Source organism: Bradyrhizobium sp. LMTR 3, from assembly GCF_001693485.1.
Classification (GTDB): Bacteria; Pseudomonadota; Alphaproteobacteria; order Rhizobiales; family Xanthobacteraceae; genus Bradyrhizobium.
In genome coordinates, this window is sequence record NZ_MAXC01000012.1 from 716,752 (window position 1) to 734,050 (window position 17,299).

General features: G+C 57.5%; 14 protein-coding genes. 5 read left to right on the forward strand and 9 right to left on the reverse strand.

Features of this window, described 5'->3' with window-relative positions; genetic code table 11:
• Positions 1-36 precede the first annotated feature (36 nt).
• Positions 37-1,260, forward strand: a complete 1,224-nt coding sequence (locus LMTR3_RS12920; protein WP_065745369.1) for a glycoside hydrolase family protein — start codon at positions 37-39, stop codon at positions 1,258-1,260.
• 213 nt (positions 1,261-1,473) lie between these two features.
• Here LMTR3_RS12920 and LMTR3_RS12925 read toward each other — a convergent pair whose 3' ends face one another.
• The 9 genes from LMTR3_RS12925 to LMTR3_RS12970 form a co-directional block, all read right to left on the reverse strand.
• Positions 1,474-1,950, reverse strand: coding sequence for an Lrp/AsnC family transcriptional regulator (locus LMTR3_RS12925; RefSeq protein ID WP_065745370.1), 477 nt, complete (start codon positions 1,948-1,950; stop codon positions 1,474-1,476).
• Positions 1,951-2,143: 193 nt separating this feature from the next.
• Positions 2,144-3,073 (reverse strand): dihydrodipicolinate synthase family protein, encoded by a 930-nt coding sequence (locus tag LMTR3_RS12930; protein WP_065745371.1) that lies wholly within the window; start codon positions 3,071-3,073, stop codon positions 2,144-2,146.
• Between the two features lie 44 nt (positions 3,074-3,117).
• Positions 3,118-4,278: a glycoside hydrolase family 88 protein gene (locus LMTR3_RS12935; RefSeq protein WP_176721874.1), complete on the reverse strand. Its 1,161-nt coding sequence runs from the start codon at positions 4,276-4,278 to the stop codon at positions 3,118-3,120.
• Between the two features lie 70 nt (positions 4,279-4,348).
• A complete protein-coding gene (locus LMTR3_RS12940; RefSeq protein WP_028349877.1) occupies positions 4,349-4,804 on the reverse strand; it encodes a MaoC family dehydratase in 456 nt (151 codons plus the stop codon).
• Positions 4,805-4,857: 53 nt separating this feature from the next.
• Positions 4,858-5,955 (reverse strand): ABC transporter ATP-binding protein, encoded by a 1,098-nt coding sequence (locus LMTR3_RS12945; protein WP_065745373.1) that lies wholly within the window; start codon positions 5,953-5,955, stop codon positions 4,858-4,860.
• Positions 5,956-5,980: 25 nt separating this feature from the next.
• Positions 5,981-6,793, reverse strand: coding sequence for a carbohydrate ABC transporter permease (locus LMTR3_RS12950; RefSeq protein ID WP_065745374.1), 813 nt, complete (start codon positions 6,791-6,793; stop codon positions 5,981-5,983).
• Positions 6,790-7,644, reverse strand: coding sequence for a carbohydrate ABC transporter permease (locus LMTR3_RS12955; protein WP_245319839.1), 855 nt, complete (start codon positions 7,642-7,644; stop codon positions 6,790-6,792). Before LMTR3_RS12955 ends, LMTR3_RS12950 begins: the two co-directional genes overlap by 4 nt.
• 47 nt (positions 7,645-7,691) lie before the next feature.
• Positions 7,692-8,990, reverse strand: a complete 1,299-nt coding sequence (locus tag LMTR3_RS12960) for an extracellular solute-binding protein (protein WP_065745376.1) — start codon at positions 8,988-8,990, stop codon at positions 7,692-7,694.
• A gap of 1,019 nt (positions 8,991-10,009) precedes the next feature.
• The gene (locus LMTR3_RS12970; RefSeq protein ID WP_065745378.1) at positions 10,010-11,224 is read right to left on the reverse strand and encodes a CaiB/BaiF CoA transferase family protein; all 1,215 of its coding nucleotides are present in this window, start codon (positions 11,222-11,224) and stop codon (positions 10,010-10,012) included.
• Positions 11,225-11,514: 290 nt separating this feature from the next.
• On the opposite strand from LMTR3_RS12970, the gene LMTR3_RS12975 reads away from it, so the two are divergent.
• From LMTR3_RS12975 to LMTR3_RS12990, 4 genes are all read left to right on the forward strand, one after another.
• The gene (locus LMTR3_RS12975; RefSeq protein ID WP_065745379.1) at positions 11,515-12,591 is read left to right on the forward strand and encodes a LacI family DNA-binding transcriptional regulator; all 1,077 of its coding nucleotides are present in this window, start codon (positions 11,515-11,517) and stop codon (positions 12,589-12,591) included.
• Positions 12,592-12,683: 92 nt separating this feature from the next.
• Positions 12,684-13,466, forward strand: a complete 783-nt coding sequence (locus tag LMTR3_RS12980) for an enoyl-CoA hydratase-related protein (protein WP_065745380.1) — start codon at positions 12,684-12,686, stop codon at positions 13,464-13,466.
• 933 nt (positions 13,467-14,399) lie between these two features.
• Positions 14,400-15,986 (forward strand): amidophosphoribosyltransferase, encoded by a 1,587-nt coding sequence (locus LMTR3_RS12985; RefSeq protein ID WP_245319841.1) that lies wholly within the window; start codon positions 14,400-14,402, stop codon positions 15,984-15,986.
• Between the two features lie 9 nt (positions 15,987-15,995).
• Positions 15,996-16,676 carry an HAD family hydrolase gene (locus tag LMTR3_RS12990; protein WP_065745381.1) on the forward strand — a complete coding sequence of 227 codons (681 nt, stop codon included), beginning with the start codon at positions 15,996-15,998 and terminating at the stop codon, positions 16,674-16,676.
• The last annotated feature ends 623 nt before the right edge of the window (positions 16,677-17,299 follow it).

The window sequence follows — 17,299 nt, forward strand, 5'->3', positions numbered from 1 at the left end:
AAGATCTCACCCACCTGTTTTCTCTCGGAAAGAAGCATGCCGGACACCACCACAAATTCGATCGAACTCACTGGCGCGCAGCGGCGACTGTTCACCGAGGTCCTGAACGTTATGGCCCGCAAAGTGGCGGAAGACGAGCCGACATTGGGCGTCGAATTTCCGCATGTTACAGCACCGGACGGCTCCTGGATTAAGCTGCCGGCTTCGCTGTCGGCGGGCTATAGCGGCGACGCCTGGAGCCACGGCAACTGGCTGTGCGGCTTCTGGGTTGGCCTGTTGTTGACCTGTTATCTGCATACCAACGAGAAGAAATACCTGATCTGGGCGCGCGAACGCATGCGGCTCGTGGCTCAGCGCGCGGACGACCCCAACACGCATGACATCGGCTTCATCTTTGACAGCAGCGCGATTCCCGCATATGCGATCACGGGCGATCGCTGGTATGCGGATATCGCCATGACGGCGGCCGACAAGCTGCGCGCACGGATCATCACCACGCGCAGCGGCGCATATCTCGCCTCCTGGGGGCCCTTGGACGACCCGCGCGGGCAATGCAGTTCGGCCATTGACACCATGGCCAATCTCTCGCTGTTGTATTGGGCAACCAATTACAGCGGCGATCGCAGCTATCGCCTGGCCGCCGAAGCGCACGCCGACATGACCGCAAAGGCCTTCATTCGTCCCGATCATTCCACCTACCATGCGGTGGAGTACGACGTAGTGAGCGGCGCGCGGAAGCGCGGCTATACGTTCCAGGGAGCGGGCGACGAATCCGCCTGGACCCGCGGTCAGGGCTGGGCCATCTACGGCTTCGTCAACTCCGCGCGAGAGACCGGGCAGCGCCGATATCTAGACCTCGCCGAACAGCTTGCAAACTATTATATGAAGCGGCTCGCTGGACGTCAGGTCCCGCCGTGGGACTTCGATGCGACGGAGGCCGATGCCGACATTAAGGACACGGCGGCAGCGGCCGTGATTTCATCCGCCTTACTCGAGCTGGGGCGGTTGCATCCCGATGGCGCCGCTGCTTCGGCGTGGACTGAGAAGGGATTGGCGATGCTGGAAGCGCTGTGCAGCGATGAGTTCGCGCGAGAACCGTTGCATCGCGGCTTGTTAAAGAATTCCTGCTACTCGAAGCCGCACAATGAGGGTGTACGCAGCGCGACCATGTTCGGCGACTTCTTCTTCACCGAGGCCCTGTGCCGCGTCATGCTGCCCGGTAAGTTCCGACCGCTGACGGCGGTGCCGACACTCGCGTGAGATGAACTGGCCTTTCGCGAGCTGATCTGCCCAGCACGCGCCACTTCCAGGAATATCCAAACCCGCTCCCAATCAATCGACTACACTTTCTGAACGATCGCAACATTCAGCCGTCGTTGCACACGCGCTTTATTACAGCCGCACGGCTTGAGCTCGGCCGCCAGCTGGCCTCTCCAGCTGGACCTCAAACCGCTGCGCTCTAGCCTAGCTTGGTCACCAGCATGCGATAGAAGCCATTGGTAAAGTGAAGCCGGCTTTGACTCTGTCCAAAACGACCATACTTTCAAAGCGCTTTATGTCTGGGTTTTCGTCTACCAAAAACCGAGTAAACTGCTCGTACTCTTCCATATTATTTGCTGTTACTAGGAGAACGAAGTCAGTCTGACCGGTAACGTAGAAGCCGCTCATCACCTCTGGCATTTTGCGGATTGTCTGCTTAAAGCGATCGACGATATCGGTCCGATCGCGCTCAAACGAAACGAGAACCAACAGGCTCACGTTCCGTCCGATTGCTTTTGGCGAGACGATTGAAACGTCTCCTTCTATGACGCGTTGTGATCGCAGGCGCTTCAGTCGACGCTGAACTCCGGATGCAGACAAACCCACCTTCGCACCGAGCTCTTCACTGGTCAGGCGATTGTTGCGCTGTACGAGGTCAAGAAGACGAGCATCAATTCTATCGAGTTGCATGGCTGCGCCACGTTCAGAAGATCGAAATTCCGGAAACCTGATGAGCAGTTCGCGATCGGTCGAGGCAGCAGAGTAGACGGCGGGAGCGCACACATCATGCGCTCCCGGTAGCGGATCAGCTTGCAAATTCCCCAGCCCAAGTTTTCATCAACGGTCGAGCCGAAATCCAGTGCTCGCATGCCGCGTCTCGGCGTCAGCGTCCCCAGTGCAATGCCAGAGGATTTGCTTCCCGCGCAAGCTCGATTAGCCTGGCTCTTGTATCCGGATGGATCTGCTCGAGCGGATGGCGCACCGCCTCGCATTTGATGACCTTGCCTTCCGCCATCACGCTCTTGGCGGCACGCAAGCCGCATTGCCGGTTCTCGAAGTTGATCAACGGCAGGACGCGCGCGTAGGCGACCGCGGCATCTGAGCGACGTCCCGCCTTGTGATTGTCGATGACATCGCGCAACAGATCCGGAAGCAGCGCGCTCGGCATGGTACCGGTGGCACCGGCGTCGAGATCGGCCATCATGGTAATGGCCTCCTCCCCGTCAAATGGACCGACAATGGACTCGCCAGCTGCTTGGATCAGCGAGCGGAGTTTTGCCGCGGCAAAGGGCACTTCGACCTTGAAATAGCTGACGAGCGGCACCGCACGCGCTAGACGCGCCAGAAAAGGCACCGTCAGCGTCACGCCGCTTAGCGGCGCATCCTGAACCATGATCGGAATCTTCGCAGCCTCGGCAACACGGCTGAAATGCTGCAACATGCCCGCTTCATCCGTCCCCAGGCCCACGCCGTGGTACGGCGGCATCAGCATCAACAGGCTCGCGCCGCGCTCGGTCGCATAGCGCGCCCGCTCCTCCGCGATCCGGGTGCTGAAATGGCTGCATGTCACCATCACCGGCTTGCGGCCAGCGACGTGCGACAGGCAGAGATCGACCAGCGTATCGCGCTCCTCGTCCGACAACAGGAACTGCTCGGAATAGTTGGCCAGAATGCAAATGCCGTCGACGCCCTGGTCGATCATGCAGTCCAGTAGACGCTTCTGTCCTTCGAGGTCGAGGCCACCCTCCTCCGTGAACGGGGTGGGAGCGACCGGAAACAGGCCGCTATAGACCGGAGAGTCTAGACTTGTCATAACATGCTTCCACGTATCGCGAGAGGTGACTTCGATCGATATGTTTAGATCTTTTCCGCCTCGATCAAACCATCCAGAACGTTCAGCGCTTCCAGCAAATAGTAGGAGCCGAAGATCGTCTCAGCATTGGTCGCCGAATCCCGTAAACGAGCGTCGCGCCGCTTATTGAAGCAGGCGCCGACCAGCATGCCTTGCGAGCGGGTCTCCCCTGCCCCGACGGGCGTAAGGTAGCCGTTGATCAGAGCGAGCGCGATGCGCTCGCCTGCATCCTGATATTTCGCGCGGAGATCGGCGGACGGCGCAAGCCGCCCCAGCTTGAGCAGCGCCGAGCAGACGATCGCAGTAGCCGCCGTATCGGTCTCTGTATTGGGGATTGCCGGATCATCGAAATCCCAGAACGCCACCAGGCCGGGGGGGACGTGCGACAGCCACCAGTCGGCGCCCGCGATCAGCTGCTCCATCCAGCGCTTTTCCTGCGGACGATGGGCAAGCGCGACCGCGGCATAGACGAGACCCCAAGCCTGGGCCCGCGCCCAAACGCTGCTCTCGCTAAAGCCCTTGTGGGTAAAATGGCGGACGACCTTGCCGTTCGCTGGATTGAGCTCGCTCGACTGCACGATCGAACCGTCAGGCCGCATGTGAATATCCAGCACCCGCGTGGTATGTCGCGCGGCGACGTCAGCGAACGATGCTTCCCCCGTCTTCTCTGCCGCCCAGAACAGGAGAGGAACCGCTTGCAAGGAATCGATGCTGCTGAAGGAGTTGCCTACGTCCTCCGACTCCTCGGCGTCACCACCAAGCGGAATGAGATCGAGCCTCGGGTCATATTGACCCTTCAGCGATTGGGCAGCATCCAGCGCCAATGTCGCGGCATCCTTGTCTGCACACAGGATGTCGCCAAGTGCAACGCCGTAGTAGAACCCAAAGCCCTTGAACGCAGTTTGCAGATGCGCCCGCGGCTCTAGCCGGCTGCTCCACAGTCGGGCAGCATCCAGGTATCTGGAGCTCCCCGTGCGTCGCGCAAACAACCACAACATGCCCGGCCACGCGCCGCCGGTCCAGTCGCCGTCGACAGTCGTCGTCCATTTTCCCGTCGCGGCCTCGGCCCAGTGCGGGAACTCCGATTGCAGGCTCTCGAGCGTCTGATCGACTCGGCAGCGCATCCGTTCGATTGCCTGTTCCCATCGCGGTTTGGCTGTGCTCACCATTTCCTCCAGTTGCCTTCTCCGGCCACCTCTTCTCTCTACATAAATGTGCGATCGCCTTCGGTATCGCCTAGAACGTAGGCCGCTTCGTCGCGTTGCGCGTCCATTTGAGGTGATGCTTGCCTACGGCGACGAGTTCGCCATGCTGGTTGGTGACGTCCACATTGGCAAGCGTGCGGCGGCGCTCCTGGTCGATTTCGCTGATGGTATAGGTCACTGTCACCGTATCGTTGATGTAGACGGGCTTCAGAAACCGCACGCCATCGTAGCCGAGCGATACGGGCGTCGTATCGATGCCCTTTCGCAGGCTTTCTTCAATCATTCGGGTCGAGGCCGTTGAAATGAATCCGACCATCAGCGCGCCATGGGCAATGCGCTTGCCGTAAATCGAATGGCTCATGAATTCGTCGTCGACGTGATTTTGCGAAAGATCACCGGTCAGACCCGCAAAGAGATAGATATCGGACTCTCCGACCGTCTTCGAAAATCGAACGCTATCGCCGACGTTCGCCTGCATCACAGTCATTGTTCTTGCCTTTCCGCTGTTCGATATTCAAAGTGCATGACGCGTACAGACGACTATCTAATCGCCATTTCCGTTTTATCGTCGAAGAATTGCAGCGCCTTGGCATCCACCCACATCTGCACGCTGGCATGAGGGCTGACCTCCGTCTCGGGCGAAATACGCGATGCCATTATCGTGCTGTCCGCAACGTTGAGAGCGATCACCTGTTCCGAACCAAGTTGCTCGGTGACGGTGACGACGCCGCTGAAGGATGAGCCCGCATTGTCTGAAGGAATTCCAAACCGTATATGCTCGGGCCGGATACCTAGAGTCACCGTCTTGGCGCCATGCTTGCGCAGGACCGCCGCCTGTTCGAGCGGCAACTCGACCTTGAAATCCTTCGCCTGCGCCGACATGACGCCGAGTTCTTCGACAAGCTCGACTTTCATAAAGTTCATTGCAGGCGCCCCGATGAAGCTCGCGACGAACCGGTTGGCCGGTCGATTGTATATCTGCAGCGGCGTGCCGATCTGCTGAATCCAGCCTTCCTTCATGACCACAACCCGGTCACCAAGCGTCATCGCCTCAACCTGATCATGGGTGACATAGACCGATGTGGTAGGCACGCGCTCGCGCAGCGCCTTGATCTCGATCCGCATCTGCGCACGCAGCTTGGCATCGAGGTTCGAGAGGGGTTCGTCGAACAGGAAGACTTGTGGCCGCCGTACGATACACCGTCCAAGAGCCACACGCTGCTGCTGGCCGCCGGAGAGTTGAAACGGCTTGCGTGCCATGAGCGGCTCCAGACCGAGCATTTGCGTCGCGCGGGTGACTTCGCTCGTAATTTCCGTTTCCGGGACTTTCCGGTTTCGCAGCCCGAATGCCAGATTGTCGAACACCGTCATGTGCTGATAGAGCGCATAGTTCTGAAATACCATCGCGATGTCACGATCCTTTGGCGGCAGATCATTGACGACTTTGTCTCCGATCCGGATCGTCCCGGCGCTGATGTTCTCGAGACCGGCGATCATGCGAAGCGTCGTCGACTTGCCACATCCAGATGGACCGACTAGCACCACGAATTCACCGGCTGCGATATTGAGGTTTACCTCGTGCACAACCTTAAATGTGCCGTACTTTTTTACGACGTCCTGTAGAGTGACCTCTGCCATGAACCTTCCTCTTGAGTCGCGCCGGTTACATGCGCAGCCCGCGAATGACGTATTTCTGACCAAAGATGGTCACCAGCAGCGCTGGCATCATCGCAAGCACGGCTGTCGCGCTCATCAAATTCCATTCCGTTCCGGTCTCGGTGACGAATTGCGCCATAGTCGACGTGATCAGGGGCGTACGCTTGCCTGATAGGATCAGGGCGAACAAAAACTCATTCCACGTCGAGAGCCAGCAAAGGATCGCAAGCGCAGCTATCCCCGGCATCGCGGCAGGAAGCGCGACTCGGTAGAACGCCCCCCATCGGGTGCAGCCGTCGATCAGGGCCGCATATTCCATCGACGGGTTGATGCCATCGAAAAAACCCTTCATCAGCCATGAGAAGAAGCAGACGTGCACCGCGATGTGCGGCAGTAACAGACCGATATACGTGTCGTAGATCCCAAGGCGGGTATTGACCAGATAAAGCGGCAGAACCCAAGAGATGTAGGGAACGGTACGGAAGATGTAGATGGTGGCGAACCAGCTGCGCTGGATCCAGCCGCCGAAGCGCGACAGCATGTAACCGCTGCCGACCGTGATGCCCAGCGACAGGATGGTGGCCAACGTCGAAAGCACGAAGCTGTTCCACATCGCTTCCACCACCTGCGACTGATGCAGCACCTCGACGAAGTTGTTGAACGTGAAATTTGTGCCGCGCCAGATGTAGAATACGCCAGACGCGGGACGGATCGATGTCACACCAAGTATCGCAATCGGCCCGACGAACACAACGAAGATCACGGCGATGCTGATCGCGAAGATAGCACGCCGCAGCGCATGAAGGGCGAGCGCAATCATCGCGACACCTCCATGCTACGGTTAACGAGCCTATAGAGGCCAACCCCAACAAACAGCATGATGAGCGCGCCGATCCCGGCAGCGGCCGCGGCGCGACCGATGTCCAAATCCACGAAAGCCAGTACATAGGCGTAGACGCTGAACACTTCCGTTGATCGGGCAGGCCCGCCGCCAGTCAGAATCCAGACCTGGTCGAAAGTGCGGAACGCGTCAATTGCGCGGATCAGGACACAGACGATGATCACTGGACGCAGCATTGGGAGCGTAACGCGCCTGAAGATGCACCACGGCGTTGCGGCATCGATCCGCGCGGCCTCGAAGGGTTCGGGCGGCAGTCCCTGCATGGCGGCCAGCAGGATGATGGTGAACCACGGTGTCCAGATCCATATGTCTGTCATGATGACCAGCGCAAAGCTCGGCCAGCGATCGGAGAGCCAGGCGACATCGGGAAGGCCCAGGCATGAGAGGAAAATCGTAATTACACCAAACTGATCGTTGAAAGACCACCTCATCATGGTCGCGGTGATAACAGGCGCAATCGTCAGCGGCAGTAAGATGATGGTCCGCATAATTGCCCGGCCAAAGAACGGACGATTGAGCAATGATGCCAGTGCTAAGCCGAGTGCAACGGATACGCCGACCGAGAGAATCATCAGGACAAACGTATTGGGTAGAACCATCTTCAAGAATACAGGGTCGGTGAAGACGGCGATGTACTGCTTTGGGCCGACCCAGGTCCTTTGCGGGTTAACAAGCGACCATTCGCGGAAGCTTGCATTCATTCCGATCAAGATCGGAATGATCTCGAAACAAACGAGAACGATGCCAGCCGGCGCGATGAGAAAAAGCATGAAGCGCTCTTTCTCATCGACTCCAAATTTCGTGGAACGAGCGGTCATCAATCGTTGGCCGTAGCGCCGGCATGAATGGCATCGGAGCCGGCCTTAAGGGTGGCAGCAATATCCTCACGCTTGCCCTTCATCGCGCGGATCAGGGTGTCCGAATAGACCTTGTGCACAGTGGCCCAGTTGCGGAAATAGTAGGCAGCATGGACATGATCAGGCTTGAACAGGATCGTGTGGAGCCTGCGCCAGGTCGCGTCGTTCTTTTCGAGTGTGCGCCAGACGTCGGTGTTCGGCGGCGGGCCTCCGGTCTGATTCCACTGCTCGATCTGACCGTCGGGATCGCCGAGCATGGCGCCAAGCAGCTTTTTGGCCGCCGTCTTGCGATCATTCGGAAGAGTCTTTGGGATTGACCAGCCCCACACGTCTATCCAGGTGTGGACGCCATTGCTCATGGGGCCGACCGGAAATGGCGCAATGCCGACCTTTCCTGCGATCGATGACCTCTCGGCGTTATTGAAGGTGCCGAGGAAAGTAGTATCGGCCACAGTAAAGGCGGCGTCACCGGCCTGGAAGATCGCATTTGCCTCATCGCGCGAATAGGTCGTCATGCCGGGCGGGCTTATCTTCTTGCTGTTGAGAGCATCCCACCAAAACTCCGCGGTCTGCACCTGGCACGGAGAGTAGATCATTGGCTTCCAACCGTTTGCCGCAAGCTTCTTGTTGTCGCGCTCATAGGCGGGTGCATAGACGTCGCAACTGTTGTTCCAAAGCGTCCACCAGAAGCTGAAGAAAGTGTTGGTGTAACTCATGCCGCCGACATAACCCCACTTCACCTTCTTTTCGGACTGCAGGGTCTGACTGATCTTGACGAGATCGTCCCATGTCTTAGGCAATTTCGCCTCGGAAATGAGATCGGTGCGATAAAACAGAATGCCGGCCGTCGTCGTCATCGATACCGCCGTCGTCTTTCCGTCGGCAGTGTGGAACGGCTCAAGCTGCCCCACCTCGACCTTGCGCGCATTGGGAACATCCTCAAGCGGTTCAAGATACTGGGCGAGATCCTGTCCCCAGTCGTCATTGTTCCAGATGATGTCGCATTGGTCATTGGCCCCGGAGGTCAACATCTGGGTGATCTTCGGCAAATAGACGGTGTAGGACGTCACCGTTTTATTCAGCTTAACGCGTTGATTGGCCGCCCATTTCTCTAGGATCGCGACGTTTGCGACTTGCACCGGATGGTTGATGTAACAGATGCTCAGCGCTGTTTCTGCTTGTGCCGATGTCGAAGAGCAAACGGCACAAAAGCCGCCGCCGACAAGAAGCGCGCGCGCAAGCTTATTCTCTAGTCCCATGGCATTCCTCCTCTTCGGCAAAGCGCGCTTCTACAGAAGCTTATGTTCTCGTTCGGTTGAGAGATGCCACAGAATCAACGGCAGCTTCTCTCCTAGAGATCCTTCAATTGCCGAGCGCCTAGCCGAGCTCCTTCAGGATTTCTTCCGTCTGCGCCCCGAATGTTCTGCGGCGGCAAACTACTTCCGGCACCTGGCCGTCGTAACACACGGGGCGGCTGACGACGCTAATCAGCGCCTTGTCGCTTTTGACGCCGATTAAGCGGAAGTATCGGCGAACGGAGCGGGAGAGCGTTAGGACGCATTTCCGAATTTCTTGTACTTTCTTACGTGCAATCTGGATGGTGCGGCGACCCATTCGCTGCGACGCACACTCACTTCTGCGCTGACAAGTGCGCGGGTTCTACGAGCCGCTGCGCACGAATGCCGAAAAGTACAAGTACTCGCATACTGTGCTAATGCAGGCACAGCATCTTCTACTGGTTTGGAAGAATAAGCCCACACGTGCCGGGCAGCCGAAGCTTGCGTCCGGGTTCGCGGATTATCGAGGCCACGAGAAAGGAGCGGCAGCTCGAAAGATCAAATCCATCATCATGGCTAGGCCACCAACATGATTTATATGCATTGGTTGGCGATTTCTGTGGCCTCCATTTCAACCACGGATATGTCAGACCACGCGTTTCAAGATGCGGATCATTCAGGTTGGCTTTCTGTCCATCGCGATCGGATACATGGCAGCAAATGCACCGAGCCCGCTCAGTGTCGGACCGATATGACGCCATTTTCGTGCTCCGGTCTATCGCCGCGACACCATCATGCAAAGCTGTTGTACCGCCGTTTAGTTCTGATGATCGCGGGTCCTCGAAATCCCCGAACGACACCATGCGAGCAGTACGTGCGACAGCTACCAGTCGCGCCCGCGGTCACCTGCTGCATCCAGCGGGTTTCCTGCTCACGATGAGCTAGCGCGATGGGGGACATAGAGGAGACAAGGGCCTGCGCGCCCTCAAACGTTGCTGTAGCTAAAGCACTTTTGGATCAAGAGATGTCACAGAGCCGACGGCACCCCTGTCGTAGAGATCCTTCAATTGCCGAGCATCGTAGCCGAGCTCCTTCAGGATTTCTTCCGTCTGCGCCCCGAGCTTCTGCGGCGGCAAACGTACCTCTGGCACCTCGCCGTCGTAACAAATGGGATGGCTGACGAGGGTAATCGGAGCCCCCGTCGCCCCTTTCACGACCTGGAAGCTCTTGTTGTGAATGACCTGCGGGTCGACGACGACATCTGAATAGTCATTGATGCGCGCGTGCCAGATTCCGCGAGCCTCAAGCAGCGCAAGGCACTCCGATGTCGTGCGTTTGGCGATGTTGGCCGCAATTGCTGCCGATGCCTGGTCGCGCCGCCGATAAGCTTCCGTGTCGGGAACGCGCTGATCGGCGGGAAGCGAAAACACATCCGCCAGCACGTCGAGCGATCCGAGGGAGATCGCGATGTGTCCGTCACGGGTGGCATAGATGCCGTAAGGTGCGCCGTAATACCATCCTGCGATCGGACCCGGCTGGCGCACATCGTCCGGTCTCTGCCCGTTGAGATAGCAGGTGAAGGACTCCATCTGCAGGTCGAGGGCTGCTGACAACAGACTGACATCGACCCGACACCCCTGCCCCGTGCGCGCTTTCCTCACCAATGCGGCCAGGATGCCAGCCGCAAAAAGAACCGCCCCGTGATGATCAACTGCCGAAACACCTACGGCGCGCGGGCCGTGCTCGCGGCTTCCGGTGATGGTTGCAAGCCCCGCCAACGCTTGAATCAAGAGGTCCTGGCCGGGTCGATTGACGTACGGCCCGTCTGCGCCATATCCGGACGCTGCGGCATAGATGATATCTGGCTTGATGCTCCTGGCGTCCTCATAGCCAAGCCCCAGCTTGTTGAGCACGCCAGGCCGGAAATTCTCGGTGAGGACATCCGACGTTGCGATCAGTTTTTTCGCAACAGCAACCGCGTCCGGCTTCTTGAGATCGAGCGTTAGACTACGCTTGTTGCGATTGCCGGTCAGGAGCAGCATCGATTGACCATCTACCTGCTTGTCCGCCCCGCCCCATTTCCGCTGGAAGGCGCCGTCCGGCGGCTCCACAGCGATCACGTCGGCGCCGAGATCGGCCAGAAATTGCACACCCATCGGGCCCATCAGGAAGTGGTTGAAGCTGAGGACGCGAATGCCCTTGAGAAGATCGACCATACGTTCTTTTTGGCTCTCTCTAACTATCTCACGAAATGTCGGCGACATCCCGCGCTTCTGAAATCGTTTTCAGGATTATTGGTCCCACCGCCCAGCGGAGTCAAGCGCGTTAAGCGCCGCACTTTCGGAATATGGCCGCCGGCGCGCTCTGCTTGATGTGGCTTAGGCGCGCGCATACTGTTCAACGGAACCACCGATCTCGTTCACAGTGCGCTTGAGATAGCGGCCCTCCCGGTGGTTTAACTCGAATGGTGTTAACAGCCCGTTTTGGGACAATCCGAGCAGATCAGATGGACAAGAAGTCGATCGCCGACCCCAAAGGCCGGTCCCGGCCCAGGGTGAAGATCGAGGACGTCGCTAGAGAGGCGAACGTCTCGCCGGCGACGGTGTCGCGCGTTCTAAATCATCCAGGAATTGTCAGGCCCGAACTGCGTGATAAAGTGATGCGCTTCATCACCGATCTCTCCTATACGCCCGATAGCGCGGCCCGGGCACTGAAATCGGGACGCATGCGGACGATCGGCGCGATCGTTCCCACGCTAGGCCTTGGCATCTTTGCCGAAAGCGTGGAGGCCCTGCAGAACCGGCTAAGCGAAAGCGGCTACACGTTATTCATCGCCAATTCACAATATGATCAACGCCGCGAGTTGCAGGAGATGCAGAGCCTCATCGAGCGTGGCATCGACGGCATTGTGCTGGTGGGGGGCTCGCACGGTCGGGAGCTGAGAACTCTGGTCGAGCAAACTGGCGTCCCCGTCATTACGACTTACGTCTCCAAGGCGGGCGGCGGCATTCCTGCTATTGGCATCGACAACGAACGCGCCACTCGCGAAATGACCGAATTTCTTCTCGGCCTGGGACACGTTCGTTTCGGTGCAATTGCCAACATTCTACCATCGAATGACCGTTCGCGCGCCCGACTTGATGGCATCCAGCGCGCTCTCTCTGAAGCCGGTATCCGACTCCAGCCGACTCAGGTCATCAGGGCCGACCACTCGCTGGCGCAAGGACGAAAGGCACTTCGTCAACTGCTCACTGACCATCCCGGCACGACCGCCGTGATCTGCACCACCGACACGCTGGCTATCGGCGCCATGACGGAAGCCCGCAAGATGGGCTTGAGCGTGCCGCGGGCGGTTTCGATTACCGGTTTTGACGATGTGGAGCTGGCGGCACAGGTGGATCCGCCGCTAACGACGATCAGTATTCCCGCTGCTGAAATCGGTCGGGGCGCAGCCGACTATCTCATCAGTGCGATCGCAGGAAGACCCGTCCCCAAGAGCGTCTTGTTGCCGTACCGGCTGGTAGTGCGGTCGTCCACCGCGTCACCACCGAAAGCCGACCGCCTTCCGAAGCGCCCCCGATGAGGAGTGGCAAGCTGGCTAGGCTGCAGGACGGCTGTTCGCGAAAACGATTTCGGTGTAAATGGCGCTGATCCGTAACCTGCAAAGGTGCTACGTTGAACGCCAACTCCGACCTCATTCTTTGGACGTCTCCTCTGCAGCACGTCGTGCTCTTAACGCTGAATAGGGCATCCAAACGAAACGCGCTGAACAATGATCTGATCGCGGAACTCGCGGCCGCTCTTCGCAAGGCTGCGCTGGATGATCAGGTGCGCTGCGTCGTACTTCGTGGCAGCGATGCGTTCTTTTCTGCCGGCGCCGATATCAAGGAAATGCGGCAACGAGGGTTCGAAGCCATCGACAATTCCGCGCGACGTTCTGCTTGGCGGGATATCGCCAATTTCCCCAAGCCATTTATTGCCGCGGTCGAGGGCATTTGCTTTGGCGGTGGTCACGAGCTCGCGCTTCTGGCTGACATCGTGATCGCCGGTGAAGGCGCTAGCTTCGGGCAGCCGGAGATCAACATCGGGATATTGCCGGGAGACGGAGCAACCCAGCGATTGACCCGAGTGGCCGGCAAATCGCTCGCGATGCTCATGATCCTGACCGGAGAACCCATCTCTGCGCGCGCAGCCCATCAGGCTGGGCTTGTTGCTGAGGTCACGGCAGAGGGCAAGGCACAGAGCCGCGCCCTCGAGCTTGCCGAAACTATCGCGCACAAGCCGCCCCGTTCCACGGAACTGGCTAAAGCGGCTGTACTCGCCGCCTACCAAACCGCGCTTGACGCCGGTCTAGAATTTGAACGACAAGCCATCAGGCACGCATTCACGACGTCCGACCAGCAAGAGGGAATGAACGCGTTTTTTGAGAAGCGGTCGCCTAGCTATCGGGGAATTTAGAATGGGTCAACTGAAGAGGACGGCGGAAGGTGATCAGAGCTCTGCGCCGGCAAAGCGTTCAATCTACCGCGGCCGGATACTTGGCTTGCCAACCGGCGGAAACTACTTCCATCAACTCGTCGAACTTCCGGCGAGTGTCCTTGTACTCCTCGGGCCGGGCGAATGAGCGCGCAAGGACATCCCACTTCGCTCGGCCAGCTGCTTGACCGACCAGTTCAGAATGACGCCCAGCGGCCGCAATTGACGTCCCGATGCGCCTCGACGGGCCGTTGTGGCGGCCACAAAGTTTGTCGTGATGCACATTGATGCAAATGAACCGTTCCCGAAGGCCACCGCCAGATTCTGAGCGGCACGGACGTGCACTTGTACCAGCGAAAAGCGCCCTCTGGCTGTTGCAGCCGATGTTCGGCGGTGTAAGCCGGCCAGTTTCGACCGAGACCGCATACTCAATGAGCTGCATCGCGGTCCCTTTTTGTGGAACAGAGCCATCTCCTCTTTTTATAACTGGTGTTCTTCGGCTGACGCGGGCTTCTTTCACAGACAGACGCTTACGAAGGTGGTGTCAGTGAGCCGGGTGAGATATCGCGCCGTAGCGCCGCGCCGATACGGACGTTCAGTTCGTGACGCTTATTTGCCTAAAACGTGTCGCGCCTCAGCCAACGTGTCCTAGTTCCAACAGCTCGGATCGCGGCCGCTTGAGCAAAATGCTCTTATTTCCAGCCGTAGCAATCTGCCGGTCTGCCGCGTGAGCCGTACCATTTAAGACACTGGCACGGGCCTTGCTAAAAGGGAGCAGAACGGCGCGCTTCGCGCCGCGCCGGCGGAATACATCTGCCTTAGTGTCGGATTCAGGACGCGGTGTCTTGGTTGAACAGGACACACGCGGTGTCGAATGACGGCGATAAGAATGGTCGTCATTGAAGGATAAATAGCATGTCCGGTGTTGCTGGTGCTGTTCTCTTGCCTTCAAGCCATTCACAAAAGACGGTTTATGATCGGCTCAAGCACATGCTTCCGAAACTTGCACTTCGTGGACAGGCGGGGTTCGGTCTTGCAGCCTTCATGCACGAAAAACGCGTTCAATATACAAAGTCGTCTCAGCCGCCACGCGAACTAACAACGATCGGCTATAATGAACAGTATGCGAATTTAAGGCCTCGCGTCGCGATTGCACACGTTCGTAGCCCGTCTAGCAGGGAACATGACGAGAGCGACTTTCAGCCTGTTCACAACAACAAAGCCGGTTGCCGCCATTTGGCGATTTCTCTAGACGGGGCTTTGGTCAATGCTGATGAACTTAAGAAAGAACTGTTCGCCCAAGGGCATAGCCTTGCCGGCGAAACGGATGCCGAGCTCCTGCTCAAGCTGATTGAGCACATTTGTCAAAGTGATTATTGGCGGCATGGTCTGCCGGTGAATCATCAAAGACTGTTTCGGAAGATCGATAACTCTATCGATGGCGCCGTTAGCGCACTCTTGTTGGATGGTGAAGGAAATCTCATTGCTTTCCGTAACCGACATGGTTTGCGACCTTTGGAATTCATGCAAACCGACGACGGCTTTTTGCTTTTTGCTTCGGAAAACTGCGCCTTTTCCGGACTACAAGGCAAAGCAGGCGAAATTTTACCAGGCCACATCAAGTGCGTGAACGGAAAAACGGGAGTATGCCTTGATCACTCGGTGTGCGATGCTCGACATAACACCAGGCTATGTGCCTACGAAACGCTTTACCTAGGAAGCCCCAACACGTCGAAACGACAATCTCATCTCGAAACCCGTTACAATATCGGAGTGGCTCTTGGTAAACTTATTGCGCCGCGACTGGCAGCAGAAGTGGGGTCCGCTCCTATTATCGTTTCTTCCATGCCACGAACGGGAGGGCCGTATGCTGATGGTCTGTTTGCATCACTGGCCGAATACGGTGCCACCATCCGACGTCACGAAGTCGTCGCAACACAATTTTCTCAAAGGACGCTTGTAGGTATCGCTGAAGAGCGCAGATCTCTTATAGCCAAAAAATACTGTGTCGCAGAGAAGGACGTTGCTGACAGCTCCATACTCATGGTCGATGAAGCCCTCATTCGCGGCGATACAAGTCGGGCCGTCACGAATATGCTGCTTTCCGCCGGGGCCAAGGCTGTGCATTGGGCAATCGGCTCACCGCCTATAGTGGCGCCAAATTACTACGGCATTGGTATCGACACGATCGACGAGCTGGCGTTCTGGCAAGTATGGAGAACTCTGTCACCCGAGCAGCGGAAGCAAAGCCTGCGTTTTCATAACATCGAACAGCAAATGCTCAGGATCATCGAAAGCAAAATCGCCGCATGCATCAATGCTGCGGGCATCACTTATCTGCCCTTCCAAGTTCTCGTATCCGCGCTACCGCAAGGGCATGATGGCATCGACTTGTCGCCGTTTACGTTCGAGATGCCAACGCCAGCGGGGCAAGAACGCGCGAACAAGAATTTGAAGAAGCTGATTTCCGACCTTCCCCTCCCGGAATCAGCATTTGCCTGAGGTCACATCATGAAACCTAATCTAGTATTCGATTGGAACGGCACGCTGCTCGACGATACAGATGCGTTGCTGAAAACGATGAATATCATTCTAGGCCGATTTGGTCGCGCTGATATCGATATCCAAACATTTCGGGAAAAGTTCGAGCTCCCGCTTTCAGTCCTTTACCGCAATCTCGGAATGTCGGAAGGTGAAGTCGCGATCGTGGATAGCGACGGCAGCGCTATTTTTCACGACACTTACGAACCGCTGGCGAGCAAGGCCGATCTGCGCGAAGGCGCCCGCCGCATTTTGGAAACGGCACGTCAACAGGCGGTCTCAACCATTATTGTCAGCAACCACATAGTTGACCCTCTTCGCTCCCAAATTCGCAGGCTTGGCATCGACGATTGCGTCAAGGAGGTTCTAGCCTTCGAAAGCCGCGCCACTCAATTCAAAAGTATGAGCAAAGGCGAACGGCTTAGGCTGCATATGCAAGCAAACAATCTGCAGCCAGATTCAACCTTCATCATCGGTGACATGCCCATTGAGACGCATATTGCACGCGAGCTGGGGCTCATCAGCATATCCATTACGGGTGGGTTTGTTTCCGAGTCGCGCTTGCAGAGCGCGCAGCCGGATTACATCATTCATGATCATCATGAGCTGCTACCAATTTTGCAAAGGCACGGCTTTCTTCGTAACGCATAATCATGAGTGAAACTCCGCCTACAACCGACCCGTATGGCCGCGGGGAACAAAGACTCTGGCGCAGATGCCAGCTGAACTGAAGTCGATGCCCTTGGTTATGCTCCTCATGGTCGAATTTCGTCGCCAGCAGTTGGACCATTGGCAGCCCTGCCCTCGGGCTTGCTCCGCTCGTCGGGCAATTGCGACGCAAGTCGTTCTTGAGGTGGCGCTGCCGATGCGTCTATTGTGGCGAGCAATCTCACTCGCAATGCGGCTAGAATACTGCCCGTCCTTGGGGCAGTTTGAGGACGTCCGCCACCGTTGTCGGCTCGGCCCCGGCTGGATTGTGGACTGAGAAAATTAGCGAGTCCCGCCTCGTGTCGCCCGATACCATTCCTAGGCATGTTGGAAACTCGTCCGTGAAGAGCCTCCCAAGCGATTGAGCGGGAGTCGATTTTTGGGGCGGAGCGAGGTTTGAGATTGCAAGCTTTTCGGGTCTGAGGGCCTGAAAGCTTGCAATTTCATTTCCATGATTTTGTCGAATCGCGCGTCGTGATTCCATCGTCACAAATTGAGCCAGTGGCTCTTTGCGAACAACAAGCCAGCAATTGCTGCTCGGCTTGACGACAAGTCGCTTGACCAAG

Bases quoted from the DNA above. Each gene is read 5' to 3' on its own strand.
- LMTR3_RS12955 (WP_245319839.1), bottom strand. From the start codon at position 7,644: ATGCTTTTTCTCATCGCGCCGGCTGGCATCGTTCTCGTTTGTTTCGAG.
- LMTR3_RS12970 (WP_065745378.1), bottom strand. From the start codon at position 11,224: ATGGTCGATCTTCTCAAGGGCATTCGCGTCCTCAGCTTCAACCACTTC.
- LMTR3_RS12950 (WP_065745374.1), bottom strand. From the start codon at position 6,793: ATGATTGCGCTCGCCCTTCATGCGCTGCGGCGTGCTATCTTCGCGATC.
- LMTR3_RS12930 (WP_065745371.1), bottom strand. From the start codon at position 3,073: ATGACAAGTCTAGACTCTCCGGTCTATAGCGGCCTGTTTCCGGTCGCT.
- LMTR3_RS12940 (WP_028349877.1), bottom strand. From the start codon at position 4,804: ATGACTGTGATGCAGGCGAACGTCGGCGATAGCGTTCGATTTTCGAAG.
- LMTR3_RS12975 (WP_065745379.1), top strand. From the start codon at position 11,515: ATGGACAAGAAGTCGATCGCCGACCCCAAAGGCCGGTCCCGGCCCAGG.
- LMTR3_RS12920 (WP_065745369.1), top strand. From the start codon at position 37: ATGCCGGACACCACCACAAATTCGATCGAACTCACTGGCGCGCAGCGG.
- LMTR3_RS12985 (WP_245319841.1), top strand. From the start codon at position 14,400: ATGTCCGGTGTTGCTGGTGCTGTTCTCTTGCCTTCAAGCCATTCACAA.
- LMTR3_RS12960 (WP_065745376.1), bottom strand. From the start codon at position 8,990: ATGGGACTAGAGAATAAGCTTGCGCGCGCGCTTCTTGTCGGCGGCGGC.
- LMTR3_RS12925 (WP_065745370.1), bottom strand. From the start codon at position 1,950: ATGCAACTCGATAGAATTGATGCTCGTCTTCTTGACCTCGTACAGCGC.
- LMTR3_RS12945 (WP_065745373.1), bottom strand. From the start codon at position 5,955: ATGGCAGAGGTCACTCTACAGGACGTCGTAAAAAAGTACGGCACATTT.
- LMTR3_RS12990 (WP_065745381.1), top strand. From the start codon at position 15,996: ATGAAACCTAATCTAGTATTCGATTGGAACGGCACGCTGCTCGACGAT.